This is a genomic window from Streptomyces sp. NPDC002886, from assembly GCF_042888445.1.
Taxonomy (GTDB): domain Bacteria; phylum Actinomycetota; class Actinomycetes; order Streptomycetales; family Streptomycetaceae; genus Streptomyces.
The window spans coordinates 707,413-726,794 of the sequence record NZ_JBIAPV010000003.1 but is presented as its reverse complement, the minus strand read 5'-3'; the positions used below and the strand labels follow the sequence as shown (position 1 = coordinate 726,794).

Sequence of the window (19,382 nt, the reverse complement as noted above, 5' to 3'; positions counted from 1 at the left end):
GGACCACCGCATTCCGCACGGGGGTATCGCTCGGAGGGGCTGGAAGATCGTGAAGCTGCGCGACCTGGTACGCCGTCCTGTGTACAGGCTCTACGCACGCCGGGTGGAAGGCCGCATCGACCATGACGAGACGCCCAAGCACATCGGCGTGATCCTGGACGGCAACCGGCGCTGGGCCAAGGCCTCCGGAGGCACGACGGTGCAGGGGCATCAGGCCGGCGCCGACAAGATCTCCGAAATGCTGGGCTGGTGCACCGAGACGGACGTCGAGGTCGTCACCCTGTGGATGCTCTCCACGGACAACCTCGACCGGCCCGAAGTCGAGCTCCGCCCGCTGCTCAACATCATCGAGAACACCGTCCGGGGCCTCGCCTCCGACGGCCGCTGGCGCGTCCACCACGTCGGCAACCTCGACATCCTGCCCGCGGGCACCCAGAGCGTCCTGAAGGAGGCCGAGGAGGCCACGCGCGACATCGACGGGATACTCGTCAACGTCGCCGTCGGCTACGGAGGCCGCCAGGAGATCGCCGACGCGGTCCGCTCGCTGCTGCTGGAGCACGCCTCGAAGGGCACCTCCTTCGAGGAGCTCGCCGAGATCCTCGACATCGAGCACATCGCGGAGCACCTCTACACGCGCGGCCAGCCCGACCCGGACCTGGTGATCCGCACCAGCGGGGAGCAGCGGCTGTCCGGATTCATGCTGTGGCAGAGCGCGCACTCCGAGTACTACTTCTGCGAGGTTTTCTGGCCGGCCTTCCGCAAGGTCGACTTCCTGCGCGCCCTGCGCGACTACGCCGCCCGCCACCGGCGCTACGGCAGCTGACCCGCCCGCCGGGGCCCACCCGTACGGCACCTGACCTGCGGGTCTTTGACACCCCCTCGGCACCTCACGGCGCGCCCGGACTCCTCCGTGGCGCGCCGTACCCGTGTTCCCGTACGGCAGTGCCCGCCCCCTGTGACCCTCCGCGCGAGGCCTTCACCAGGGATTCACCGAGCGTCCGTCATATGCCATGGCATGGCTGGACCCATTCGGGGAATATCCCTTGCAGGTCGACGCCCGATCCACGGGTGTCGAGTCTCAGCGGACGGCATGGGGTCGTCCGCCCGGGAGGCCCTTTGCACCAGGACGCACGTGCGGCTCGCACGGACGGAGTGGAGGGCCGGAAGTCGGCCCGCGCAGGGGTGCCGATGACCGGTCCGGTCTTCATGGCCCGACCTCTTCCGAGGGGGTACGTCCTTCCGTGGTGACCAGCACTAAGAGCCGCCTGCCCGACAGGCGGACCTACGTCCTCGACACCAGCGTCCTGCTGGCAGACCCCAACGCGATCTCCCGATTCGACGAGCACGAGGTCGTGCTCCCGATCGTGGTGATCACCGAGCTGGAGGCAAAGAGGCACCATCCCGAACTCGGTTACTTCGCCCGTCAGGCCCTGCGGCTGCTCGACGAGTTCCGGGTCCTCCATGGTCGCCTCGACGCACCCATCCCGCTGGGCGATCTGGGCGGCACCCTGCGCGTCGAGCTCAACCACTCCGACCAGAGCGTCCTGCCCGCGGGCTTCAGGCTGGGGGACAACGATTCGCGGATCCTCGCGGTCGCGCGCAACCTCCAGGCCGAGGGCTACGACGTCACGGTCGTCTCGAAGGATCTTCCCCTGCGCATCAAGGCCTCCTCCGTGGGGCTGATGGCCGAGGAGTACCGCGCGGAGCTCGCGATCACCGATGCCGGCTGGACCGGCATGACCGAGCTGGCGCTCTCCGGGGAACAGGTGGACCTGCTCTTCTCCGAGGAGCGGCTCTACGTACCGGAGGCCGCGGAACTTCCCGTGCACACCGGTCTGGTCCTCCAGTCCGAGCGCGGCAAGGCGCTCGGCCGGGTCACGGCCGACGGCAACGTGAAGCTCGTACGGGGCGACCGCGAGGCCTTCGGGCTGCACGGCCGCAGTGCCGAGCAGCGGATCGCCCTCGATCTCCTGCTCGACCCCGAGATCGGGATCATCTCGATGGGCGGCCGGGCCGGCACTGGAAAGTCGGCGCTGGCGCTCTGCGCGGGGCTGGAGGCCGTACTCGAGCGGAGGCAGCATCAGAAGGTGATGGTCTTCCGGCCGCTGTACGCGGTCGGCGGCCAGGACCTCGGCTACCTCCCCGGGGACGCCGGCGAGAAGATGAGCCCTTGGGCCCAGGCGGTGTTCGACACCCTCTCGGCGGTCGCCGGGCGCGCGGTCATCGAGGAGGTGCTGAACCGGGGGATGCTGGAGGTCCTGCCGCTCACGCACATCCGCGGCCGCTCGCTGCACGACGCGTTCGTGATCGTGGACGAGGCGCAGTCGCTGGAGCGCAATGTCCTGCTGACCGTTCTGTCCCGGATCGGGGCCAATTCGCGGGTGGTTCTCACCCACGACGTGGCCCAGCGGGACAACCTGCGGGTCGGCCGGTACGACGGAGTCGTCGCCGTGGTCGAGAAGCTGAAGGGGCATCCGCTCTTCGCCCACATCACGCTGACGCGGTCCGAGCGCTCCCCGATCGCGGCGCTGGTCACCGAGATGCTGGAGAACCTGTAGGGCCCGGCGCGCCGGCCGCACGGGCCGCAAAACAGGTAAAACGCCCATAGCGGGAAGGCGAGTTGGCGCCGCCCGGCAAAGGCCAGAGAGCCTAGCCGGGCGGCGCCTCCGTGCACAGGGGTTTGCCGGAACCGGCGGCGACATGCCAGGTGTGACCTTTCCCACGCAACGATGAATTGCCCTCCGGCGTCGGGGTCCGGCAGAGTCTGTTTTCCGTCAGGCCCCGCATACGGCACACCTGTATCTCCCGTGAGATACGCGCACCACCGCTAACTCCACAATCGTTCGCCGTATGCCGCCCGGAGCATCACGCGGCACTCCCGCAAGGGAGTTGCCCACGGGCCCGCGCCTCCAGTGACCGCACCATCATGGAGGCCAGCGTCAAGGGCACTATTGCGCCCGCGCAGTCACTGCGGACGCTGCTGGAAGGAAACCGTGTGAGCCGGATCTCGGTTCGGGGATTCGCGGTGGCTTCGGCCACCGCCGTCACCACCGTCGGCGCCGTCGTGGGTGTTGCCACTGGCGACCCCGCCTCGAACGATCTCGAGACGACCGCGTCCGGGACGCTCCTCACTGACATCCCGGTCGGCGAGCAGGCGCAGGTCCAGAACGCGTCCCTGACGCAGCAGGCCGACTCCATCGCCCACGCCGCCGATGCCGACGCCAAGCGCTCGGCGGAGGAAGCGGCCCGCATCCAGGCCGCTTCGGACGCCAAGTCGAAGAAGGCCGACGCGCAGAAGGCCGCGGACGAGAAGGCGAAGAAGGAGCGCGAGGAGAAGGAGCAGGCCGCCAGCCGTTCCACCTCCCGCGACGGTTCCTCCTTCGCGCCGCAGGCCTCGTACACGGTGGCCCAGGTCAAGGCGATCGCCCAGCAGATGGTCCCGGCCGGGCAGTGGTCGTGCTTCTCCAAGATCATCAACCAGGAATCCACCTGGAACTACCGGGCCGTGAACGCCTCCTCGGGCGCCTACGGTCTCGTCCAGGCCCTCCCCGGTTCGAAGATGGCCTCGGCCGGCGCGGACTGGCGCACCAACCCCGCCACGCAGATCGAGTGGGGCCTGAACTACATGAACAAGCGGTACGGCAGCCCGTGTGCGGCCTGGAGCTTCCACCAGGCCAACAACTTCTACTAAGCCGCGGGATCGAGAGCGCCCCGCGCGCCTCAACCTCGAAGAGCCCCGCACCGTTCCTACGGTGCGGGGCTCCTCGCGTGTACGGTCTTTCGAGGCGTGCCCCGGCGCGCTGACGCGCGGTCCAGGGCGGGGGGAAGGGAACGACATGGCGAAGACAGGCTGGCTCGGCCGGCTCGGCAACAGGCTGAGCGACGTGGAGGCCCGGCTCGCGGAGCGGCGTGCCGAGGTCGAGGCCGAGACCTCCGGCGACCTGCCGGTCCCCGGGCGCGGCCAGGCCGCGGCCCCGGCCGCCCCCGGTTCCCCGGCCTCCCCGCCCGCCGCCTCCCCGGCACCCTCCGTCCCGCCGCCCGCGTCCCCGGGCGCCGAACACGCGGGCCACGCCGGCCACGCGGGCCCCCTGCGCCCCGACCCCGTGTCCGTCATCCCGTGGGGCGTGCGCGTCGCCGCCGAGGCGAGCTGGCGGCTGCTGCTGCTCGCCGGGATGCTCTGGGTCCTGATGCGGGTCATCAGCGAAGTCCGCCTGGTCGTCCTCGCCTTCGCCGCCGCCCTCCTGGTGACCGCGCTGCTCCAGCCCTTCGTGGTCCGGCTGCGCCGGCTCGGGATGCCCCGGGGACTGGCCACGGCCGTCACCGCGATCCTCGGGTTCGTGGTCATCGGGCTGGTCGGCTGGTTCGTGGTCTGGCAGGTCATGGACAACCTCGACGACCTCTCCGCCCGGCTGCGCGAGGGCATCAACGACCTCAAACTCGCCGCGCTGGACAGTCCGTTCCACGTGACCGAGAAGCAGATCAACGAGATCGCCAAGAACCTCAGCGAGACCATCGGCACCAACACCGAGCAGATCACCTCCGCCGGTCTGCAAGGCGTCACGGTCCTCGTCGAGGTCCTGACGGGCATGCTGCTCGCGATGTTCTCCACGCTCTTCCTGCTCTACGACGGCAAGCGCATCTGGACCTGGTCCCTGGGCCTGCTCCCCGCCGCCGCCCGCCCCGGAGTCGCCGGCGCCGGTCCGCGCGCCTGGCGCACCCTGACGGCGTACGTGCGCGGCACGGTGCTGGTGGCCCTCATCGACGCCGTGTTCATCGGCCTCGGGCTCTACTTCCTCGACGTGACGATGGCCGTGCCGCTCGCCGTCTTCATCTTCCTGTTCGCCTTCATCCCGCTCGTCGGCGCGGTGATAAGCGGCGCCCTCGCGGTGGTCGTGGCCCTGGTGACCCAGGGGCCGTTCACCGCGCTGATGGTGCTGCTGGTGGTGCTGGCCGTGCAGCAGATCGAAGGCCACGTGCTCCAGCCCTTCATCCTGGGCCGGGCGGTACGGGTCCACCCGCTCGCGGTGGTGCTCTCGGTGGCGGCCGGCGGAATGATCGCCGGCATCGGCGGAGCGGTGGTCGCCGTCCCGCTGGTCGCCGTCACCAACACCGTGGTCGGCTACCTGAGGGCCTACTCGCGCGAACAGCTCCACCACGGGCTCTCCCCGGTCGGCCCCGGGCCGCACGGGGCGACGGCCCTGGGTCAGACGTCATTCGAGGCGGAGGAGACACGTACGGGTGATAACGGAGCCTGAGTTCGACGGCGGCTCGTCCGGCATACCGGGGCCGGAAAGGTCTGGGGGGCCGGAGGGGCCTGAGGGGTACGAGTACTACGGGGGAGCCCCGGCTACGGGCCGCCGTCCCTGGCGGTGGGCGCTCGGCGGGGCCCTGACGGCCTCCGTGCTGTGGGCGGGCGCCTGGTGGGCCGCGGCCCCGCAGGACGACCGGCCGCCCCTGCGGTACGGGCTGCCCGCGAGTCTGTGCGACGCGGCGAAGCTGCCCACGCTGGCCCGGCTGGCCGAGGTGATCCAGTGGAACCCCACCCCGAAACTGTTCGAGCACGCGGGAGTGGACCAGGCGTACTGCCAGCTGAGCATCCCGAGGGAGCCCTCCGAGAGCGGGTCCCGGCTGGAGTACCAGATCCAGACCTCGGTGTCCCTGCACAAACGGACCGACCCCGCGCCGGAGTTCGGCGCGAATCCCGCGCCCGCGGGCTGGGGCGGCCTGAGCACCGCGGAGCCGCGGTCGGTGCCGGGGCTCGGGGAGCGGGCGCTGATCTGGGAGACCGAGTACGAGCAGTCGTGGCGGCTCGCCGTCCTCGACGGGGGCGCGGTGTTCACCGTGGACGTGACGGTGTGGTCGTACGGCCCGGACACGTTCGACGACGACGGCAATCCGATCCCCGGCTCCGGGCCCCCGCAAGATCCACCGAAGCCCGACTCGGACGCGGTCCAGGCTGCGATGATCGACGACATGCACGGCCTGATGAAGGCGCTGCACAAGTAGTTCCGGGGGCGCGGGAGCGCGGGGGCGGGGGACACGGGGATGATCGGCGAGCCCGAGATCGACGGGGACTGGCACACGGCGACCGGGTCGGCGGGGGCCGCCGAGGCCCTCCCGGGCGGGGGCGAGCAGGAGCGGGAGCGCGTACGGGGCACGCGCAGGCCGTGGCTGTGGGCGCTGGGCGGGGTGGTGCTGTCCTCGGCGGTCTGGGCGGGCACGCTGGCCGTGCAGGAACGCTTCCTCCCGGACGTGCCGCGCCTCGGCTACCGGCACTCCCCGGACGTGTGCAAGGAGTTCGAGCTCAAGACGGTCGGCCAGGCCGCCGGCCGGGCGTTCGAGAGCAGCCGGAGCGGTGCCGGAATGTCCGTCGCGCAGGACTGGGCGTACTGCGCGGTCTCCACGGAGTACCAGGAGGGGACCATGCAGTACGGGGCCCAGCTGCTGGTCGAGCTGCACAAGGAGACCGACCCGCAGGCGGAGTTCGCCACCGGTCCCGGGGTGGAGCCGGAGACCCGGATGGACACCAGCGGGAGCCTCGTGGTCTCGGGCCTCGGCGACCGGGCGGTGCTCGACCGGCAGTACGCGCACGACGGATCGCGGCTCATGGTGCTCGACGGAGGGGCGGTCTTCACCCTCACCGTGCAGTGGTTCCAGCTGACCAAGGACCAGACCGAGCCGGACGCCATCGACGAGGACGCGATGCACGCGGCGATGATCGAGGACATGCGGGCAGTGATGACGAAGCTGAGGCGCTAGGCCGTCTCTTTCGGATCTTGCCGGGCCCGCGGCGTCTGGTGCCGCGCCTGGCCGCACTGCCGAGGCGACCACGTACGCCCAGTACGCGAGCGCCCCGACAGCACGCCCAGGCACGGCACCAGACACCGCGGGCTCGGCCGACAAGATCCGAAAGAGACGGCCTAGGTCACGAACGCGCGCGGGGCCCCGCGACCGGAGTCGCGGGGCCCCGCGGTGCGAACGGTGCTCAGGGGGGGGCAGGGTCACACGCCCGCGAGCACGGCCTCGGAGTCGAGGGTGACGGCCACGGCCTGGATCACCGAGGCGATCTTGAAGGCCTCCTGGACCGACTCGCGGTCCACGCCGGCCTTGCGCAGGACCTGCTCGTGCGAGTCGAGGCACTGGCCGCAGCCGTTGATCGCCGAGACGGCGAGGCACCAGAGCTCGAAGTCGACCTTGTCCACACCGGGGTTGCCGATGACGTTCATCCGCAGGCCCGCGCGCAGGGTGCCGTACTCCGGGTCGGAGAGCAGGTGGCGGGTGCGGTAGAAGACGTTGTTCATCGCCATGATCGCGGCGGCGGACTTCGCGGCGGTGTACGCCTCGGGCGACAGGGCCGCCTTGGCCTCCGGCTCCAGCTCCCCCAGGACGCGCGGGGAACGGGCCGCGATGGCGCAGGACAGGACGGTGCCCCACAGCTGCTGCTGCGTCAGGGTGTCCTGATTGCCGATGACCGAGCCGAGGTTCAGCTTCAGGTCCTTGGCGAAGTCCGGCAGGGCGGACTTGAGGGAGTCGAGGGACATGCGCTCACTCACCGGCCAGCAGTGCGCCGGCGTCGATCGTGCTGTCGCCCTTGGTCCAGTTGCAGGGGCACAGCTCGTCGGTCTGCAGGGCGTCGAGGACCCGCAGGACCTCCTTGGGGTTCCGGCCGACGGAACCGGCGGTCACCATGGAGAACTGGATCTCGTTGTTCGGGTCCACGATGAAGACGGCGCGCATCGGCAGACCGTCCGAACCGAGGATGCCGAGGTCGGCGCAGAGCTCGCGCTTGATGTCGGACATCATCGGGAAGGGCAGGTCGCGCAGGTCGGCGTGGTCCTTGCGCCAGGCGTGGTGGACGTACTCGGAGTCGAGCGAGAAGCCGAGGATCTGGGCGTCACGGTCGGCGAACTCGTCGTTCAGCTTCCCGAAGGCGGCGATCTCCGTCGGGCACACGAAGGTGAAGTCGAGCGGCCAGGAGAACATGATCTTCCACTTGCCCTCGTAGGTCTTGTGGTCGATCTGCGCGAACTCGGCTCCGGCCTCCAGCGAGACGCAGGCGGTCAGGTCGTAGGTGGGGAACTGGTCGCCGACAGTGAGCACGTGCTCTCCTTGCGCAGAGGAAAGTGACCCTTTTGGGGGCTTTCCGGGGGGTTGGACGTATCTCACATGCTGACATAGTGGCATTGATTGCAGAAATAGCTAGCCTGGTGCCGAGTGATCGGAGATACCTATCAGTGACTGTGGGAAATGGCCTGGGCCATAGAGGAACGAAGCAGGCGACGCTCGCCCAGCTGAGGGCCTTCGCCGCCGTGGCCGAGCACCTGCACTTCCGGGACGCGGCCGCCGCCATCGGGATGAGTCAGCCCGCGCTCTCCGGGGCCGTGTCTGCACTGGAGGAGGCGCTCGGGGTGCGGCTGCTGGAGCGGACCACCCGCAAGGTGCTGCTCACGCCCGCGGGGGAACGGATCGCGGGCCGCGCGCGGGCCGTGCTCGACGCGATGGGCGGGCTGCTGGAGGAGGCCGAGGCGGTACGGGCCCCCTTCACCGGGGCGCTGCGGTTCGGGGTGATCCCCACCGTGGCCCCGTACCTGCTGCCGACCGTGCTCGGGCTCTTCCACCGCCGCTACCCCCGCCTCGACCTCCAGGTGCACGAGGAGCAGACGGCCTCGCTGCTCGAAGGGCTGGCCGGCGGGCGGCTCGACCTGCTGCTGCTCGCCGTACCGCTCGGGGTGCCGGGGGTCACCGAACTGCCGCTCTTCGACGAGGACTTCGTCCTGCTCGCGCCGCGCGACCATCCGCTCGCCGGCCGCAGGGACATCCCGCGCGAGGAGCTGCGCGGTCTGAGGCTGCTCCTGCTCGACGAAGGGCACTGCCTGCGCGACCAGGCCCTCGACATCTGCCACGACGCGGGACGCGTCGCCGGGGCGGACGTCACCACGACCGCCGCCGGGCTGTCCACCCTCGTACAACTGGTCGCCGGGGGACTCGGCGTCACGCTGCTGCCGCGCACCGCGCTGCGCCTGGAGACCGCCCGCAACGAGCACCTGGCCACGGGCTATTTCGCCGAACCGGCGCCCTCGCGGCGGATCGCGCTGGCCATGCGGACGGGAACGGCCCGCGAGGAGGAGTTCCGCGCCGTGGCCGACGCCCTGCGCGAAGCCGTACGCCCGCTCCCCGTCTGGCTGACGGACTGAGGAGCGGGCGCGGGCCTCGCGGATCCGGAGCTACTCCGTGCGCAGCCCGTCCGGGCGCATCAGGCGCAGCAGCGGCGGCAGGCTGAGCAGGGTCACCAGGGCGGACACGCCACCGCCGATGCCGACCATCCCCAGGACCGCGGTCCAGTTGATCGTGATGGTGGAGCCCGTCATCTGCAGCAGCACGATGCCGAGCGCGAGCCCGACCACCGTGGCCAGGGCCAGGCCCAGACCGATCGGGATGGCGGTCTGCCACAGCACGGAGAGGCTGAGCGTGGAGCGCTTGGTGCCGAAGGCGACCAGCGCGGACAGCAGCTGCTTGCGCTCGCGCAGCTGCTCCAGCTGGGAGACCAGCAGGCTGGCGCCGATCAGCATCAGCACCAGGGCGGCGCCCACGAACAGGCCGGTCCGGATGGAGGCGAAGCGGTCGTTGACCGCGGTGGCCTGGATCGTCATGGGGACGGACATCGGGTCGGCCTTGAAGGCGGCGGTGCGGGCCAGCTCCAGCGCGTCGGGCACCTTCGGGTCCAGCTTCACGTAGACCTGGGAGGACTGGTAGCCCCCCATGCCCTGCGGGGCGGCGGCCGGGGTGACCAGCAGTCCGCTCAGCGTCTCGCCCATGGGGCCCTTGCGGGGCTGCACGGTCCGGGCGTCGGCGGGCACGGTCCAGGCGACCGGCTTGGTGTGGTCGTCCTCATTGTCTTCGAAGATGTTTCCGGCGAACAGCTTCTCGCCCGGCTTGGCGCTGTCGCCGGTCATGCCCTCGGACTGGGTGGGGCCGCCGATGACGAAGGCGTCGCCCTCCTTGCAGGAGGGCAGCACCGCGAACTCCTTGAGGGCCGCGCAGGTGCCGGTCGTCACCGAGATCGCCGTGTCCGAGTAGCTCATGTCCGGGCTGCGCCCGGCATTGGCCGAGGACTGCGCGATGGCCTGGGTGACGCCCTTGGTCCCGGCCAGCACCTGGGCGACGGCCTCGCCGCCGCCGCGGGTGCGCTGCAGAACGGAGATCGAAGCCCGGGAGGGGTCGTGGCCGGTCTCGCGGGTGTACGAGTCCTCGGTGGTGGCGAAGAGCATCTGCAGGGCGATGGCTCCGGCGACCGCGACGGCGATGCCGTTGACCAGCCGGGCGGAGCTTCCACTGGTGAGCTGGAGCCGGCGGGCGGCCAGCTGCCAGGAGACGGGGCCCGCGCCGCCGATCCGGCCGACGACCCGTTCCAGCACCCAGGGGAGCAGGACGGTGATGCCGACGAGGAGCAGGACCACGCCGCCCGAGACCTGCCACTGGTTGAACTGTCCGCTGTCGTTGCCCTTGCCGATCAGCGGGGCCAGCAGGCCGAGTCCGGCCAGCGGGAGCAGCAGCCGCCACCAGATCCGGCGCTTGGCCGGGGTCGTCGTACGGACCACGCCGAGCGGCTCGATGACGACGCCGCGCAGGGCGAACAGGGTCACGGCGACGGCCGCGGCGGGCACGGCCAGCGCGATGAGCGCGGCCAGCCAGGGCGCCGGATTGAGGTCGGAGGGGAAGACGCTGCGCTGGTAGAGGTCCATGGCCGGGGCCAGTTGGCGGGCGGCGAGGAAGAAGCCGGCGCCCAGCGCCAGGCCGATCAGCGATCCGGCCGCGGCCTCGCCCGCGGCGATCCGGCGGACCATCCGGCCGTCGGCGCCGACCAGGCGCAGGGCGGCGAGCCGGCGGTCGCGGCGGTCGCCGCCGAAGCGGACGGCGGCGCCGATGAACACGGCGACCGGCATGAGCAGGGCCACGAAGGTGAGCACCACGAGGAGGGTGAGGACCGGGTCGAGGGCCTCCTTCTCCTGGGTGTTCTCGAAGGTCGTGACCCGCTGGATGTAGTTCGGCGCCTCCTTCTGGAGCGCGGGGAGCCGGTCGCTGCCCGCGTAGAAGTAGAGGTCGCCGGGGCCCACCAGGCCCGCTTCGCCGATGGTCCCGACGATCTTCCCGTCGAGGCGGTCGCGCAGCAGCTTCCCCTCGTCCGTCTTCATCAGCTTGTCGAGGGCGGGGGAGACGACCAGTTCGCCGGCGCCGGGGAACTTCTTCACGCCCGGGGGCAGCGGGGCGTCCGGGCCCTCGGGCTGCACGAGCCGGCCGTCGACCCCGTAGGCGCGGTAGGTCTGGTTCACGTCGGTGATCAGCAGCGTGTCGCGGCCGGGCTGCTCGGCGGTGGGCGAGGTGAAGGTCTGGCGGGCGGCGGCGCGCGCGTCACGGGCGGCCAGGGCGCTGGGGACCGCGCTGGTGACGAGCAGCAGGGCGACGCCGAGGCCGACGCCCAGGCCGGTGAGGAGGGTGCGGGTCCAGCCCTGGCGGCCGCCGCCGAAGGCGAAGCGGACACCGAGGCGCAGGTCGCGGAGCCAGACGGCGAGTGCGCCCTGCCTGCCGGGGCCACCGGTGCCGGGTCCGGGTCCGGCGGGGCCGCCGTGCTTGGCGTGCTTGCCGTGCGTGTCCTGCGTGTTGAGGGTCTCGTGACTCATACCGCGCGCTCCATGTCGCGGGACTTGCCGTCGCGCACGACGATCTCGCGGTCGGAGTACGCGGCCACGCGGGTCTCGTGCGTGACGAGGACGACCGCGGCGTTCGTGGACCGGGCGGCCTCGGTGAGCAGCTGCATGACAAGCTCGCCGTTGAGGGAGTCGAGGGCGCCGGTGGGCTCGTCGGCGAAGATCAGCCGGGGGTTGGTGACCAGGGCGCGGGCGACGGCGACGCGCTGCCCCTGGCCGCCGGAGACCTCGCCGGGGCGCTTGCCGCCGAGGTCGTCGACCTGGAGCCGCTCCATCCATTCCAGGGCGGTGCGTTCGGCCTGCTTGCGCTTCACGCCGGTGAGGCGGAGCGGCAGGGCGACGTTCTCCACGCAGGTGAGCTCGGGGACGAGCTGGCCGAACTGGAAGACGAAGCCGAACTCGCCGCGGCGCAGGGCGCTGCGCTCGGCGTCGTTCATGGCGGAGAGCTCGCGTCCGGCGTAGGTGATGGTGCCGGAGTCGGGAGTCACGATCCCGGCGAGGCAGTGCAGCAGGGTCGACTTGCCGGACCCGGAGGGGCCCATGATCGCGACGACCTCGCCCGCGTGGATGGAGAACTCGGCTCCGTCGAGGGCGTGGGTGGATCCGTAGGTCTTACGGAGGTTCGTGGCGCTGAGCAGCGTGCCGGCGGGGGTCATCGGCCTATCTCCTGGGCGAGCTGGTCGAGTCGGGCGGCGGTGAGTTCGAGCCACCGCAGGTCCGCTTCGAGGTGGAACAGGGCGTGGTCGCAGACCAGCTGGTCGGCGAGGTCACCCTTGCGCTTGCGCTGGGTGAGGATGCGCATCAGGCGCAGGTGTTCGGAGCGCTGGGTGTCCAGCAGCTCCTGGGCGCTGCGGCCGGTGAGGAGGGCGAGCACGACCTTCGTGTAGAGGGTCGACTGCAGGTACGGCTCGGGCTTCTCGGGCTGGGCGAGCCAGCCCTCGACGTCGGTGATCCCGGCGTCGGTGATCGCGTACCGCTTGCGCTCGGGGCCGCCGCCGCTCTCCACGCCGTCGACCTCGACCAGGCCGTTCTTCAGCAGCCGGGACATGGTCGAGTAGACCTGCCCGTACGCGAGGGGCTTGTCGTGGCCGAATCTCTCGTCGAAGGTCCGCTTGAGGTCGTAGCCGTGCCGGGGACCGGCTTCGAGGAGGCCGAGGAGTGCGTGACTGATGGACATGTGGAGGACTATACACGCGGTGTATACCCTCGATGTATACGCGCAGTGCATAGGGGCGGGAGGCGGTCGCCGGTCCTCGGAGTGTCTGCCATTCGAAGGAACCTGACCGCGCGGGAGACGGCCCCGGGCCCGGCCCGTGACGGCGCTGGCATCTTGAAGGTTCATGCGAGCACCCACCGGCAACGCCACCGCACTCCCACCGCAGCAGACGGGCATCGAGGCACGGACGGCGCCGAAACCGTCCGCGCCCGGCCGCCCCGCATCCGACTGGTGGATCTGGGCCATGGCGGGAGCCCTGTTCTTCGCCTACATGGCGCTGTCCCTGCGGATCCACGAGCGCCTGCTCTCCCGCAGCTTCGATCTGGGGATCTTCGCCCAGGTCGTGCGTTCCTACGCGTCCGGGCACCTGCCCGTCTCCGAGGTCAAGGGGCCGGACTTCCCGGTCCTCGGAGACCACTTCTCGCCCGTCCTGGCCCTGCTGGCGCCCCTGTACTGGCTGTGGCCGTCGGTGAAGGTGCTGCTCGTGGCGCAGGCCGCGCTGGTCGCCGGGAGCGTGCTGCCGCTGGCCTTCTGGGCCCGCCGGACGCTGGGCACCGCGGCCGCCGCGGTCATCGGCGCTTGCTACGGGCTCTCGTGGGGCATCGCGAGCGGGGTCTCCTCCGACTTCCACGAATGGGCCTTCGCCCTTCCGCTGCTCACGCTCTCCCTGACGGCCCTCGGCAGCGGCCGGCTGCGCGCCGCCGCGTACTGGGCGCTGCCGCTCCTGCTGGTGAAGGAGGACCTCGGTCTCACGGTGGCCGTGATCGGCCTGGTCATCGCCTGGCGCGGCGGCCGGGGCGGCCGCGGGCCGGGGCTCCTCACGGCCGCGGCCGGCCTGGTCGGGACCGGGCTGGCCCTGCTGGTGCTGGGCTCCTTCCATCCGGGAGGGTTCAAGGGCTATCTCGTCTCCCACAACCCCGGAGGCGGCGCGGGCGCCGGTCCCGGCGGCGCCTTGGTGGGCGAGGCGCAGGGCGGCGCGCTGGAACTCCTCCACCAGCTGACGCTCGGTCTGATCACTCCGCAGGAGAAGGTCACGACCCTCGTCCTCATCCTGGCCCCGACCCTGTTCCTGGCCCTGCGCTCGCCGCTCGTGCTGGTCGCCGTGCCGTCGATTCTGTGGCGCCTCGCCTCGAACTACCCGCCCCACTGGGGCACCGGCTACCACTACTCGCTCCTGGTCATGCCGATCGTCTTCGTGGCCTTCGTGGACGCCCTGCATCGGCGGGGCGCGAGCGGCCGCAGCCTGTACCGGTACCTGGCGGGCTCCGCGGCGATGGCCTTGCTGCTGCTGCCGCACTTTCCGCTCTGGCAGCTGACCCAGCCGGAGACCTGGGTGAAGGATCCCCGCATCGCGACGGCGCACAGCGTGATGGACCGGATCCCGGACGACGCGACGGTCCAGGCGTCCAGCTATCTCGTGCCCCACCTCGCCGACCGCACCAGCGTCAGCCTCTACGGCTGGGGGGACAGCCGCCCCAATCCGGAATGGATCGTGGTCGACACCCAGGTGCGGCCGGCGCTGCGGTGGCCGATGTCGGTCGTCCACGAGCAGATCGCCCTGGACCAGGCCCGGGCCCGCGGGTACCGCACGGTGGACCTGAGGGACGGCTTCGTCCTGCTGAGCCGCACCGGATAGCCGCGTGGCGCCGCGGGTGCCGGAGTGGGGCGCGGGCCGCGGCCGGCGCCCCGCACGGCTGTCCGTACGGCTGTCCGCGGGGTCAGCCGCCCCCGGTCACGCGGCCGGGCGCCGCACGGTGACCTCCTTGATGACGACGGGCTCCTTGGGCCGGCCGTCGGTGGCTCCGTCCTCGGTGCCCTTCGCGGCGATCTTCCGCAGCACGTCCAGCCCGCTGACCACCCGCGCGAAAGGCGTCCAGTCGGGCTGCATGCGGAAGTCCGGATCGGCGTAGCTGAGGAAGAACTGGCTGCCGTTGCGGCCCGGGACCGCCTTCGACATCGCGACGGTGCCCGCCGGATAGGTGGCGCCGTCCAGGTTCTCGTCCGGGAAGAAGTACCCGGGGTCGGCCGTGCCCAGCCCGGCCGGGTCGCCGCATTCCAGTACGAAGATCCCGCGCGTGGTGACCCGGTGGCAGGTGCTGCCGTCGAAGTACTTCTTCCCGGCGAGGAAGGCGAAGGACGTGGTGGAGCAGGGCGCGGCCTCGGTGAGCGCCTCGATGACCACCTTGCCCTGCTCCGTGACCAGCTCGGCCCGGTACGGGCGGGCCCGCGCGGGATCGTGCACGGGCAGGCCGAGACCCTTGGCGCCGCCGCCGGTCGCCGTGTAGGAACAGGCGGCGGCGGCCGCCGCGGGCGCCTTGGAGTCGGCGGGGGTGCCCGTCAGGGCGAGCGCCGTCCAGGTCAGCCCGGCACACACCGCGGCCACCGCCGCAACGCCGGCCGCTCTTCTCGCGATGCCGCGGTGGCGGGCGCCCTTCGCGGTGTCCGCCACCGTGTCCGGCGTTCCCGCCGCCGTTTGCGACGCGGGTCCGGCCGCCGTTTGCGACGCGGCTCCCGCGTCCGGTTCCGCGCCGCTTCCCGTGGCGGGCCCCTCGCCGCCTTCCGTGCCGGGCCCCTCGCCGGGTCCCGCACCGGGTGCATCGCCTGGTCCCGTACCGGTCTTCGCGTCGGCTTCTCCGCCGGTCCAGTTCATCCGAGTCCTCGAATTCGGTGAGACCCCCCGGGGTGACGCGCCGAGCGTACCGAGACGGCTTCAGGAATCCGGAGAGGCGCGGGGACGGCCCCGGGGCGGGATGGGGCCCGCCCCGCCGGGGAGCCGGCCGGCTTCGGACAGGGCGCGGCGGAGCAGGAACTCGATCTGCGCGTTGGCGCTGCGCAGTTCTTCCCCCGCCCACCGCGCGAGCGCGTCGTGCACCTGCGGGTCGAGCCGCAGCAGCACCTGCTTGCGGGCCTGGCGCCCGGCCTTGGGGGCCGGGGCCGGCTCCCCGGCCGCGCCGGGGCCGGGGGGCTCCGTACCGCCGTCGGGGCTCACTGGTAGAGGGTGCCCGTGTTGACGACCGGCTGGGCCGCGCGGTCACCGCACAGGACCACCATCAGGTTGGACACCATCGCCGCCTTCCGTTCCGGGTCGAGGTCCACGATCTCCTGCTCCGCGAGGCGGGTCAGGGCGAGTTCGACCATACCGACCGCGCCCTCGACGATCTGCTTGCGCGCCGCGACGATCGCTCCGGCCTGCTGGCGCTGGAGCATCGCGGAGGCGATCTCCGGGGCGTACGCGAGGTGGGTGAAGCGGGATTCGATGATCTGGACGCCGGCCGCGTCGACCCGGGCGGCCAGTTCGGCGGTCAGCTTCTCGGTGATCTCCTCGGCGTTGCCGCGCAGCGACAGGCCGCCGTCCTCGTGGGCGTCGTAGGGGTACTCGATCGCGATGTGCCGGACGGCCGTCTCGGTCTGGGTCTCGACGAACTCGGTGAAGTCGTCGACCTCGAACACGGCGCGCGCGGTGTCCTCGACCCGCCACACGACCACGGCCGCCAGCTCGATCGGGTTGCCGTAGGCGTCGTTGACCTTCATGACGGGGGTCTCGTGATTGCGGACCCGGGTGGACAGCCGCCGGCGGGAGGTCAGCGGGTTGACCCAGCGCAGTCCGTCGGTGCGGACGGTGCCGCGGTAGCGGCCGAACAGCTGGACCACGCGGGCCTCGCCCGGCGCGACCGTGTTCAGCCCGCCCATGGCGATGACGGCGGCGATGGTCAGGACGACCCCCGCCGCGATCAGGCTCGCCTTGGCCGCGTCGCTTCCGGACACCGCGCCGAGCGCGATCAGGCCCGCTCCGGCGACCACGCCCGCCAGGCCGAGCAGCAGCGCCAGTCCGCCGCCCACGCTCCGCGCGGGGAACTCCCGTACGCCGCTCGCGGTTCCACCCGTGGTGTTCGTCATCGTCTGCCCCGTTTCGTCAGTGGCGGCCGGTCGGGCCGCTTAGCAAAGTGATATCACTTTTTTGATTCGGGCGGGAGTGCGACCCGGGGCCCGGCAACCTTCCGGGCCCCGTTCGCGTCGGTTCCGGTGGGGTGGGTGCTCATTGTCACGTCCGAATTGCCCGCTATGCGCACCCGTTGGCCGGTTTTTGTCACAGGCTCCGGTGTTAGCTTTCTGAGCTGACGTCGGGGGGTTATCGAGCGGAGCGGGAGCGATGGGCCGAGCAGAAGCGCGTAGGGCGCAGCAGCAGCGCGGTGCACGACGAGCGCCGCGCGGGCGCGCCAAGGGCAGGGGCGGGCAGCAGGGCGGCAAGCCGGCGGGCATACGCCGCTTCTTCACCTGGAAGAAGATCCTCGGAACCTTCTTCGGGGCCATCCTGCTCGGCATGGCCGCCCTGGTCGGCCTCTACTTCTACGTGGACGAGCCGGACCCCAACGCCGACGCGCTGACCCAGAACAACGTCTACAAGCTGGCCGACGGCACCGTCATCGCCCGCGTCGGCAAGACGAATCGTCAGATCGTGCCGATCGACAAGATCCCGGCGGACGTGCAGACGGCCTTCATCGCCATCGAGAACAAGTCCTTCTACGAGGACCGGGGCATCGACCTCAAGGGCATCGGCCGCGGCCTGTTCAACACGGTCACCGGCAAGGGCAAGGCCGGCGGCTCGACGATCACCCAGCAGTACGTCAAGAACTTCTACCTGACGCAGGACCAGACGGCGACCCGCAAGCTGAAGGAGCTGATCATCTCCCTCAAGGTCGACCAGTCGAAGGAGAAGCCCGAGATCCTCGCGGGCTACCTGAACACCAACTTCTACGGCCGCAACGCCTACGGCATCCAGGCCGCGGCCCAGGCCTACTACGGGGTCGACGCCAACAAGCTGACCCTGGAACAGGGCGCGTACCTCGCCGCGGTCCTCCAGGCCCCCAGCCAGTACGACTGGGCCACCGCCGGCCCGAACGGCAAGCGCCTCGTCATGATCCGCTTCAACGCCGTCCTCGACAACATGGTCGAGATGGGCAAGCTGGACGCGGCCAAGCGCAAGGACATGAAGTTCCAGGAGCCGATCAAGCCCAAGGCGCTCCCCGGCATGGAGGGCCAGAAGGGCTACCTGATCCAGGCCGCCGACGAGGAGCTCAAGCGGCAGACCGGCATGACCGAGGCTCAGCTCAAGGCCGGCGGCTGGGACATCACCCTCACCGTCGACCCGAAGAAGCAGGCGGCGCTGGAGAAGGCCGTCCAGGACGAGCTGGAATCCAAGCTGGACCGCAAGGGCCGCGCCGTCGACTCCGCCGTGCAGGCGGGCGCCACCTCCGTGGACCCGAAGACCGGCGCGATCGTCGCGATGTACGGCGGCACCGGGCAGAGCGAGCAGTGGGCCAGCAACGCCCTGCGCAAGGACTTCCAGCCCGGCTCCACCTTCAAGCCGGTCGTGCTCGCCTCCGCCCTGGAGACCAAGGCGACCACGCAGGACGGGAAGCCGATCACGCCCAGCACCCTCTACGACGGCACCAGCAAGCGTCCCGTGGTCGGCAGCAACGTCCCGTTCAACCCGCAGAACCAGGACGACGCGGACTACGGCGACCCGATGCTGACGGTGCAGTCCGCCACCAACTCCTCGGTGAACTCCGTGTACGCGCAGATGATCGTGGACGTCGGGCCGAAGAAGGTGAAGAAGACCGCGCTGGAGCTCGGCATGGTCGACCGCGACGGCTGGCCCGAGGACAAGCCGGCGATGTCGCTCGGCACCATGAGCGCCGACACCGTCGAGATGGCCGGCGTCTACGCCACCTTCGACAGCCACGGCAAGAAGATCACGCCGAGCATCATCAAGTCCGCCAAGCACGCGTCCCGCGAGTTCAAGCCGGTCCGCGCCGTCGGCGACACGGCCATCAGCCGCAAGACCGCCGACACCGTCACCAAGGTGCTCACCGGCGTGGTCAAGGACGGCTCCGGCAAGGCCGTGCGGAGCTCGGCCTACGAGGCCGCGGGCAAGACCGGCACCTCGGAGAGCAACTACGCCGCCTGGTTCACCGGGTTCACGCCCGAACTCGTCACCGTCGTCGCGATGTTCGGCGAGGAACCCGGCACCCACAAGCAGACCACCCTGACCGGTACCGCCGGCGGCGGCCGTGCGGGCGGCTCCAGCTTCCCCGCGGCGATCTGGAAGGAATACACCCTCGCCGCGCTGGGCGGCGTGGAGACGGGCTCCTTCGACCTGGACGAGGCCGACATGGGCAAGGTCCAGTTGCCGACCGCCAGCACCACCCCGTCCGGCACGCCGAGCGGCTCCGAGAGCTCGCAGTCGCCGAGCGGCACGCCCAGCGGAACGCCGAGCCGCACGCCGAGCCGGACCCCGAGCGGTACGCCCAGCGGAACGCCGAGCGAGACCCCCAGCGGGACGCCGAGCCGGACGCCGAAGCCGACCACGTCCTCCTCGAAGTCGAACACGCCGAAGCCCCCGCCGCCGGAAGAGGAGCCCGAGCGGTAGACACCGCAGGACCGGTCCCCGTACGCACCAC

Annotated in this window: 17 protein-coding genes; 9 read left to right on the top strand and 8 right to left on the bottom strand. The window is 71.2% G+C overall.

Translation table 11 applies throughout. The features are described 5' to 3' along the window. Positions 1 to 49: 49 nt before the first annotated feature. The 6 genes from ACFYYB_RS15515 (at position 50) to ACFYYB_RS15490 (ending at position 6,759) form a co-directional block, all read left to right on the top strand. A complete protein-coding gene (locus ACFYYB_RS15515) occupies positions 50 to 823 on the top strand; it encodes an isoprenyl transferase (protein WP_389435739.1) in 774 nt (257 codons plus the stop codon). 418 nt (positions 824 to 1,241) lie between these two features. Beyond that, positions 1,242 to 2,558, top strand: a complete 1,317-nt coding sequence (locus tag ACFYYB_RS15510) for a PhoH family protein (protein ID WP_327304836.1) — start codon at positions 1,242 to 1,244, stop codon at positions 2,556 to 2,558. Positions 2,559 to 2,977: 419 nt separating this feature from the next. Continuing rightward, entirely contained in the window at positions 2,978 to 3,691 is a 714-nt protein-coding gene (locus ACFYYB_RS15505) for a transglycosylase SLT domain-containing protein (RefSeq protein WP_389436212.1), read from the top strand. Between the two features lie 145 nt (positions 3,692 to 3,836). Beyond that, positions 3,837 to 5,255, top strand: coding sequence for an AI-2E family transporter (locus ACFYYB_RS15500; RefSeq protein ID WP_389435738.1), 1,419 nt, complete (start codon positions 3,837 to 3,839; stop codon positions 5,253 to 5,255). Next, positions 5,239 to 6,006, top strand: coding sequence for a hypothetical protein (locus ACFYYB_RS15495; protein WP_389435737.1), 768 nt, complete (start codon positions 5,239 to 5,241; stop codon positions 6,004 to 6,006). Before ACFYYB_RS15500 ends, ACFYYB_RS15495 begins: the two co-directional genes overlap by 17 nt. Positions 6,007 to 6,045: 39 nt before the next feature. Next, positions 6,046 to 6,759: a hypothetical protein gene (locus ACFYYB_RS15490; RefSeq protein ID WP_389435736.1), complete on the top strand. Its 714-nt coding sequence runs from the start codon at positions 6,046 to 6,048 to the stop codon at positions 6,757 to 6,759. Positions 6,760 to 7,001: 242 nt separating this feature from the next. Here ACFYYB_RS15490 and ACFYYB_RS15485 read toward each other — a convergent pair whose 3' ends face one another. Beyond that, positions 7,002 to 7,541 carry an alkyl hydroperoxide reductase gene (locus ACFYYB_RS15485; protein ID WP_389436211.1) on the bottom strand — a complete coding sequence of 180 codons (540 nt, stop codon included), beginning with the start codon at positions 7,539 to 7,541 and terminating at the stop codon, positions 7,002 to 7,004. 4 nt (positions 7,542 to 7,545) lie between these two features. Then, positions 7,546 to 8,100, bottom strand: a complete 555-nt coding sequence (locus tag ACFYYB_RS15480; RefSeq protein ID WP_389435735.1) for a peroxiredoxin — start codon at positions 8,098 to 8,100, stop codon at positions 7,546 to 7,548. Between the two features lie 134 nt (positions 8,101 to 8,234). On the opposite strand from ACFYYB_RS15480, the gene ACFYYB_RS15475 reads away from it, so the two are divergent. Further along, the gene (locus ACFYYB_RS15475; RefSeq protein WP_389435734.1) at positions 8,235 to 9,194 is read left to right on the top strand and encodes a hydrogen peroxide-inducible genes activator; all 960 of its coding nucleotides are present in this window, start codon (positions 8,235 to 8,237) and stop codon (positions 9,192 to 9,194) included. A 30-nt stretch (positions 9,195 to 9,224) separates the two neighbouring features. On the opposite strand, the gene ACFYYB_RS15470 is transcribed toward ACFYYB_RS15475, so the two are convergent. Genes ACFYYB_RS15470 through ACFYYB_RS15460 form a run of 3 tightly spaced genes read right to left on the bottom strand, consistent with a single transcriptional unit; the run spans position 9,225 to position 12,882 of the window. Continuing rightward, the gene (locus ACFYYB_RS15470; protein WP_389435733.1) at positions 9,225 to 11,678 is read right to left on the bottom strand and encodes an ABC transporter permease; all 2,454 of its coding nucleotides are present in this window, start codon (positions 11,676 to 11,678) and stop codon (positions 9,225 to 9,227) included. Continuing rightward, positions 11,675 to 12,361: an ABC transporter ATP-binding protein gene (locus tag ACFYYB_RS15465; RefSeq protein ID WP_327304827.1), complete on the bottom strand. Its 687-nt coding sequence runs from the start codon at positions 12,359 to 12,361 to the stop codon at positions 11,675 to 11,677. The genes ACFYYB_RS15470 and ACFYYB_RS15465 overlap by 4 nt, the downstream gene beginning before the upstream one ends. Beyond that, positions 12,358 to 12,882, bottom strand: coding sequence for a PadR family transcriptional regulator (locus tag ACFYYB_RS15460; protein WP_389435732.1), 525 nt, complete (start codon positions 12,880 to 12,882; stop codon positions 12,358 to 12,360). Before ACFYYB_RS15460 ends, ACFYYB_RS15465 begins: the two co-directional genes overlap by 4 nt. Positions 12,883 to 13,045: 163 nt before the next feature. On the opposite strand from ACFYYB_RS15460, the gene ACFYYB_RS15455 reads away from it, so the two are divergent. Then, the gene (locus ACFYYB_RS15455; RefSeq protein ID WP_389435731.1) at positions 13,046 to 14,557 is read left to right on the top strand and encodes a DUF2079 domain-containing protein; all 1,512 of its coding nucleotides are present in this window, start codon (positions 13,046 to 13,048) and stop codon (positions 14,555 to 14,557) included. A 96-nt stretch (positions 14,558 to 14,653) separates the two neighbouring features. Here the strand turns inward: ACFYYB_RS15455 and ACFYYB_RS15450 are convergent, their stop codons facing one another. From ACFYYB_RS15450 to ACFYYB_RS15440, 3 genes are all read right to left on the bottom strand, one after another. Then, entirely contained in the window at positions 14,654 to 15,370 is a 717-nt protein-coding gene (locus ACFYYB_RS15450; RefSeq protein WP_389435730.1) for a peptidylprolyl isomerase, read from the bottom strand. Positions 15,371 to 15,631: 261 nt separating this feature from the next. Then, entirely contained in the window at positions 15,632 to 15,910 is a 279-nt protein-coding gene (locus tag ACFYYB_RS15445; RefSeq protein WP_389435729.1) for a hypothetical protein, read from the bottom strand. After that, entirely contained in the window at positions 15,907 to 16,818 is a 912-nt protein-coding gene (locus ACFYYB_RS15440; protein WP_389435728.1) for an SPFH domain-containing protein, read from the bottom strand. The genes ACFYYB_RS15445 and ACFYYB_RS15440 overlap by 4 nt, the downstream gene beginning before the upstream one ends. 253 nt (positions 16,819 to 17,071) lie before the next feature. Here ACFYYB_RS15440 and ACFYYB_RS15435 point away from each other — a divergent pair, with 253 nt between their 5' ends. Beyond that, on the top strand, positions 17,072 to 19,351 hold the full coding sequence (locus ACFYYB_RS15435) for a transglycosylase domain-containing protein (RefSeq protein WP_389435727.1): 2,280 nt from the start codon (positions 17,072 to 17,074) through the stop codon (positions 19,349 to 19,351). The last annotated feature ends 31 nt before the right edge of the window (positions 19,352 to 19,382 follow it).